This window comes from Lacticaseibacillus thailandensis DSM 22698 = JCM 13996, from assembly GCF_001436135.1.
In the GTDB taxonomy this organism is placed as follows: domain Bacteria; phylum Bacillota; class Bacilli; order Lactobacillales; family Lactobacillaceae; genus Lacticaseibacillus; species Lacticaseibacillus thailandensis.
The window spans coordinates 51,204-58,216 of record NZ_AYZK01000008.1 but is presented as its reverse complement, the minus strand read 5'-3'; the positions used below and the strand labels follow the sequence as shown (position 1 = coordinate 58,216).

At 52.1% G+C, this 7,013-nt stretch carries 5 protein-coding genes; all 5 read right to left on the bottom strand.

The window, feature by feature from the left end:
- Positions 1-2,648: KxYKxGKxW signal peptide domain-containing protein (locus tag FD19_RS08700; protein ID WP_056969799.1), on the bottom strand; the 2,648-nt coding region annotated here is incomplete at its 3' end.
- Between the two features lie 259 nt (positions 2,649-2,907).
- Entirely contained in the window at positions 2,908-3,870 is a 963-nt protein-coding gene (locus tag FD19_RS08695; protein WP_056969797.1) for an ABC transporter ATP-binding protein, read from the bottom strand.
- Positions 3,871-3,873: 3 nt separating this feature from the next.
- Positions 3,874-4,923 carry an ABC transporter ATP-binding protein gene (locus FD19_RS08690; RefSeq protein WP_054750866.1) on the bottom strand — a complete coding sequence of 350 codons (1,050 nt, stop codon included), beginning with the start codon at positions 4,921-4,923 and terminating at the stop codon, positions 3,874-3,876.
- A gap of 12 nt (positions 4,924-4,935) precedes the next feature.
- Positions 4,936-5,952 carry an ABC transporter permease gene (locus tag FD19_RS08685; RefSeq protein WP_054750865.1) on the bottom strand — a complete coding sequence of 339 codons (1,017 nt, stop codon included), beginning with the start codon at positions 5,950-5,952 and terminating at the stop codon, positions 4,936-4,938.
- A complete protein-coding gene (gene opp3b / locus FD19_RS08680; protein WP_056969795.1) occupies positions 5,952-6,878 on the bottom strand; it encodes an oligopeptide ABC transporter permease in 927 nt (308 codons plus the stop codon). The genes FD19_RS08685 and opp3b overlap by 1 nt, the downstream gene beginning before the upstream one ends.
- Positions 6,879-7,013 lie beyond the last annotated feature (135 nt).

The following is a 7,013-nucleotide window of genomic DNA, read 5'->3' as shown; positions in this document are numbered from 1 at the left end:
GGGGAAGTGACCGCGGCGTATTCGCCTGCCGGCGTCGCAACGGATGCGCCCGTCACTTCATCCGTGGCCACATTCCAACTCAGCGTCTGCGTAACACTATCAGCCGCTTTCGCGCCGGTACCAGCATAGACGTAATTAATCGTCCGCGTGGTCGCTGCACTGGTGTGATCAACGACATGCGTCAAGTGCACTGTAATATCATCAGTGTCATCGGCGGTGAGCTGATAGCTAACCGTGGCCGCTTGATTCGCGGCCAGCGCGTAACCATCTGGCACAACCACCGTGTATTCACCGGTAGAGCCGTTCAGTCCAGTAACTTCGGAGTTAGCCACCGTCACCGTGTCCCCCGTCACGTCGTCAACGTATGTCACGTGTAGCTGTACGTCCGCGGCTTTGTACTGGATCACGGTGTAAAAGGCTTGTACCTGGCCACCAGACTGTTCGAGTGTACTAATGACGTCCGCATCCGTCTGGAACGAAGCCGTGCTGGCATCATTCGTGTAACCATCGATGTTCCAACTAGCAATCTGGGCCGCCGTCACGTCCGGAAGACTACCGCCATCTTCAATGGCAAAGTTGCTCTTGGTGACCGTGCCGTTGTAGTTAGTAGTTTCGGTATAACCCACCGTAGCGTTCCGGTCGAAATCGTCTGGCAACTGATCCCAATCGCCATCGGTATCGTCACTAAACTCGAACGAGACGTGGTCCGTAAACGTCATCGTTTTGTGCACGCTAGTAGAAGATGGGTAGTAGATCAACTGCGCGGCAACCGCCACGTTCCCATCCTCACTATCGAGAGTCTTTAATTTACTAATTAAGGTGCTTTCATCCAGGTAGGTGTTAGCCACGCTCGTTTGGTCTTCAATCCAACCAGAAACATCCTGCGCGGCAATGGGATCAAAGACGACCCCGTCAGCCGCACCACTCAGCACGTTCACAATGGCGTTATCACCCGTACCCTCAACGGTGTACTTCACCGTTGTAGTACGTGTTTGCGGCTGAGGTAAGTCGCTGACTTTGCCCGCGTACGTAATGGTATTGCCTTGGTCGTCAGTGTCGTTGTCCGTCACTGGCGTGTTGTCAGTAACAGATTTAACCGCCGTACTCGTAATTGTCTGGGTTACCGTCGCGGTCTTGACCTGCACGACCGGCACCTGAATTGGTGTGGACGGGTCATCGGTCAACTTCACGGTGTTAGATGCGCCGCTGGCCAGAACCCAACCGTTAGGAACGGTGACGGTCTTGCTGTCACCCGCAGTCCCATCAACCGTCGTGGTGCCCACCACTTTGTTACCGTTATTCTTATCAACAAACTGCACGGTGTACGTGCTAGTCGTTGGTGTCGTCGGGTTAGTCGGATTCGATGGCGTCGTTGTCGCCACGTAGCCATCACCACTCCCGTCGCCGTTAATGGCGCCGACAAAGCCGCTGATGGTAGCACTACCTGAGAGCTTGACGTTGGAGGTGGGCGCGAGCAGCGTGGTCTTAATACCAAATTGCTCGTTAGTCAGGTCGAGCGTGGTACCATCCGTACTGGTCAGGTAAACGCGCTGTAACTTCGTCGAATCACTCTTAATTCCGGGAACGGTCATCGTGGCACCGCTACCACCAGTGACGTTGATCACCACTTTGCTACTGCCGTCGTAATCACTGGCGTTCTTGAACACAAAGTCGTTATGCAAGTTACCCAACTTGGTAGCATCAACCGTAAATACGTAGGTGCCGTTCTCGGCTTTGGCCTTACTGAAATCCAAGTCGATCTCGCTGTTACCCGCCACTGCGGCCACGGGCGTACTGTTATTGGCAACCAGCTGCTTACCGATTGCTAGAGCAGCCGTCTTGATGGCACGCTCAGTCGTAACCAGAGAATCCGTACTGAACTGGTACTTACTAATGCTGTTAGCAATGGCGTTTGGTAGTGTGCCCGTCCCGGTGAGGCTACCCCCATCAGTGATCAGCACGTTACCTGTCGGTGTGGAGTTGTTGTTCGTCAGCGTGACGTTACCAGCCGTAATGGCGCTGTAACCGTCAGTCGTGGCCCCAGTGAACGGTACGTTGTCGGTCATATCCATCTCGCCACCACTCAGCAGGCTGTACGGGAAGCCGGACGTGAGGCCCTTGCCACCGTTCATACTGTTCAAAGTAGTGCCGTTCAAATACGTGAGGATGGTCTGCATGTTTGCTGCTGAAGTTGGCGCAGCGAGAACACTGGCGCTGGGTACGCCAAAGGAACTGAGCACACTGCTCAGCTCAACATTTTTACTACTATCGCGCGGGCTGATCGTCCACGTGTTGCCATTGATGGTCAGCCGCAGCCCGGCTGCCGCGATGGTCTTCACGTAATCGGGTGACCCAATGCTGACGGTACCATACCCGCTAGGCGTGGCGTCAATAAAGGCCCCTTCGTCGACAGCCGTCTTAATTTCATCACTGGCCCAACTGCTACCCGGAAAGTAATGGTTGAGCAAACCCGTTGCACTCTTGTCCACACTGCTATTATCCGCAGCCCGAACTGGTGCCAATGGTGCCAAAACGGTAGGTGCCATCATGATTGGTACCATCGCCGCAACGGCGATACCCGCTATGACCCATTTCTTACCGGATTTGAACATCTTGTAATGAACCTTAGTTTCACCACGTAAAGTCATAATACTTCCCCCAAACGCAACACACAGGCACTTAACGCAACCCCAATATATATTGTTAATAATTGAATAATGAATACACCGCGTCCAACTTATTAAATGATATTTAGCCCGCGATGTCAATCGTTTGCGATGCTATCAGCGTTGATAACGTGAACTATTTAATTATTAATTTTATGCATTTTTGCACGCTCGTGGCAACAAAAAAATCCCCCACCCCTTTTCCAGGGGGAGAGGATTTTTGCGGCTGTTATTTAACGTGTTACTTTTGCTCGGCCTCGGCGTACTTTGCCGCCTGGTCCTTGTATCCTTGGATTTCATCCTCGGACGCAAAAACAAAGTGGCCTGGTGTGATTTCTACCATGCTCCGCTCAGCCCCGTCGTTTTCGGCACTAGCGTCATAGTAGATCCGCTCACGCATTTTTTGCTTTTCCGGATCCGGAATGGGAATCGCAGATAGTAAACTCTGCGTGTACGGGTGCAACGGGTGGTTATACACTTCGTCGGCCGTGGATAATTCCACGATCCGGCCGTAATGCATAACGGCAATCCGGTCGGAAATGTACTTAACCATGGACAGGTCATGGGCAATGAACAAGTAGGTCAGATTCCGCTGCTCCTGAATATTCTTCAGCAAGTTGACAACCTGGGCCTGAATGGACACGTCCAACGCGGAGATTGGTTCGTCGGCAATGATGAACTGTGGCTGCACAGCCAACGCCCGGGCAATCCCGATCCGTTGCCGTTGCCCACCAGAAAATTCGTGGGGGTAACGCGTTGCGTGGTCAGGGTTCAACCCAACCAGTTGCAACAGGTTAGCCACCTGCGCATCACGGTCAGCATCATCTTTGGCTAAGTGGTGAATATCGATCCCCTCAGCAATGATGTCCTTGACCTTCATCCGGGGGTTCAGCGAAGCGTAAGGATCCTGGAAAATCATCTGCATTTCCCGCCGAAATTCCTTCATCTGCTTGGAACCGTTGTGCAAGCCGGCAATGTCGTTGCCATCAAACAGGATTTCCCCGCTCGTTGGTTTGTACAACCGGATAATGGCCCGACCCGTGGTCGTCTTACCAGAACCAGATTCACCAACCAGGCCCAGCGTCTCGCCACGGTAAATGTCAAAGGAAACGTCCTGAATGGCACGTACCTCGGACTTCTTGCCGGGATTAAAGGTTTGAACCAGGTGACGCACCTGGACCAGCTTTTCACGTTCTTCTGCCATCGGTTAGTCACCCGCCTTTTCTGGATGCATCTGCCGCCAAATTGCTTGGCGACGCTTAATTTCTGGTGGTAATTCCACCTTTGGGGCGTCCGGATGCAACAACCACGTTGCCGCGGCGTGCGTTGGGGATACCTGGAAGAATGGTGGTTCCTGCTCGGTATCGATTTGCAAAGCAAAGTGGTTCCGGGCGGCGAACGCATCACCCTTTGGTGGGTCGATCAAGCTGGGCGGCGTACCAGGAATCGCGTACAGACGGTCACTCTTGGTTTCCAGCGTGGGCATGGATTCAAGTAGGCCCCAAGTGTAGGGGTGCTTTGGATTGTAGAAGATTTCGTCCACGGTCCCGTACTCGATGATCTTCCCCGCGTACATAACGGCCACACGGTCAGCAATCCCAGCCACAACCCCTAAGTCATGCGTGATGAAAATGATACTGGTATCGATCTTCGTCTGCAGTTCCTTCAATAGGTCAATAATCTGGGCCTGGATGGTTACGTCCAGGGCAGTCGTTGGTTCATCGGCAATCAGAATCTGCGGGTTGTTGATGATCGCAATCGCGATAACAATCCGCTGACGTTGCCCACCAGAGAACTGGTGTGGGTAATCCTTTAGCCGGTTATTAGCGTTCGGAATCCCGACCAGGTCGAGCACCCGGGCCGCTTCCTTCATCGCGTCCTTCTTACTGATCTTGTTGTGTAACAACAGTGGCTCAGCGACTTGCTTACCAATGTTCATTGTTGGGTCTAGTGACGTCATGGGGTCCTGGAAGATCATGGCGATATCGTTACCGCGCATGGCGTCCAGTTCCTTTTCCGACTTCTTCAGTACATCTTCGCCGTTGAAGATAACTTCTCCGCTCTTAACGACGGCGTTGTTCGCCAACAACCCCATCAGTGTCCGCAAAGTAACGGACTTCCCAGAACCGGATTCACCAACAATGGCGAGCGTCTCACCTTTTTCCAAACTAAACGAAACGTTACGAATAGCGTGAACCGTGCCGGCGTAGGTATGGAAATCAATTTGTAGATCTTTGACTTCAAGAATTTTACTCAACAGGCTCACCTCCTAGCGTGTAGTGCGTGGGTCAAATGCATCCCGCAGCCCATCGGCTAACAGGTTGAAACTAATCATCAATACCGAAATCACAATCGCTGGATAAACCATCTGGTACGGCAGGAACCGGAAGTTCTTCTGCCCATCGGAGAGCAACGTCCCTAGGGAAGCCGTTGGTGATGGAATCCCGATCCCGATGTAACTCAGGAAGGCCTCGAAGAAGATGGCGGTTGGGATCGTGAACATCGTTTGAATAATAATCGTTGAACTCAGGTTAGGAATCAGGTGCTTCATCGCAATCTTGACCGATGATTCACCTAAAGTGCGTGCGGCCAGGACATACTCCTGGTCCTTGATCTGCAAGGTTTGCGCACGCACCAGTCGGGCCATGGTGACCCATCCAGTAAACCCGATGGCGATAATGATGGAGGTCAACCCAGGTTTGAAGACCAGCAACATCAGAATGGCCACAACCAGGTTAGGAATCGAACTGATGATTTCAATGATACGTTGGAGAACGGTATCAACCATGCCGCCCTTCCAACCAGAAATCAACCCGTAAACCACACCGATGGTCAGGTCAAACAACGTGGCCATAAAGGCAATGAATAGGGAAACACGGGTACCAACAAGGATCCGGCTAAAGATGTCACGACCCAGGCTGTCAGTCCCTAAGACGAACCAGACGTTCTTGGGCACGTTGTTCTGGGCGTAAACGTTGACCTTTTCACCCGCAGAGACCCCGTAACCACGGAATCCTGGAATACTCCAATTAGCAATCTTGGGTGGTAAGTTATTCCACTTCAAGTGTTGAGTATTAGGGTTGGATGGTGAAATCCAAATGCTCAGGACGGAAATGACGATAAACGCAATGATGATCCATAACGAAATCATCGCCATCTTGTTGTGCCGCAGGCGACGCAGGGCATCCTGCATGAAAGTCATGTTGTCGGTGCCGAGCTTTTCCTGCTGCTCTTTGGCAATGTGCGCCGGCTTGAAACTGTCGGCGGTGATTTTGTAGTCAGCCATTAGTTTGCCTCCCCGGATAAACGAATACGTGGGTCAATGAACCCGTAGAGAATGTCGACGACCAGGATGATGACGACCAGCATGACACTGTACAGCATGGTCAGACCCATGATGGTTGGGTAGTCATTGGTCAGAATGGAACGGACAAATTGTTCACCAATACCAGGAATAGCAAAGATGTTCTCAACAACCAGTGACCCAACCATCAAGTCGACGGCCATTGGTCCAATGATAGTAATGATAGGAATCATCGAGTTCCGCAGGGCGTGCTTGGCAACGACCTGCCAACGGGAGTCCCCTTTGGACCGGGCCAGTTCGATGTAATCGGAGTTCAGCACGTCCACCATTTCGGTCCGCATGAACCGAGCCGTCTGTGCCAGTGGCGCCATGGCCAGGGCAATCGTTGGCAGAATGGAAGAACTGAAGCCATCCCACAGCGCGATTGGGAAGATCTGGTACTTGTAGGCCAACCAGAACTGCAGCAGGCAGGCAAAGACGAAGTTAGGGATGGACCGACCCAGGATGGCGAAAATCATCGCCGTGGAGTCGACCCAGGAGTTCTTGCGGATAGCCGCGATGGCCCCCAGCAGGATCCCCAGCAGGGTCCCCACGATCATTGCCTGGGCACCGATCTGGAAGGACGGGCCCACGCGGGAAATGATCAGGTGACTAACGCTTTGCCCAGCGAACTGGTAGCTCGTACCCATGTCCCCATGGAGCAAGCCCACCAGGTACTTGATGTACTGGTACCAGACTGGTTTGTCCAACCCGTTGGCTTTGTTCAGCGCGGCTAATTGCGCACCGGTAACTTTCGGGTTGTTGTATGGCGTCCCTGGTAACATCTTCATCAGGAAGAAGGTAATGGACGCAACAATGAACAGCGTTAAAATCAGAAAAAAGATTCGTTTTGCAAGATATTTTGCCATGTGCGTACTCCCTCGCTTACTTAAACAAACATAATGCCACTCAACAATAATGACGGTATGTATTTGTTTGGTAGTCACAAAAATGTCACTACGCTAAATCTAATAGTAAAACAATACATTAAAATGCCATTAAAG

Coding starts and splice junctions, on each gene's coding strand:
- FD19_RS08695 (WP_056969797.1), bottom strand. CDS start 3,870: ATGGCAGAAGAACGTGAAAAGCTGGTCCAGGTGCGTCACCTGGTTCAA.
- opp3b (WP_056969795.1), bottom strand. CDS start 6,878: ATGGCAAAATATCTTGCAAAACGAATCTTTTTTCTGATTTTAACGCTG.
- FD19_RS08685 (WP_054750865.1), bottom strand. CDS start 5,952: ATGGCTGACTACAAAATCACCGCCGACAGTTTCAAGCCGGCGCACATT.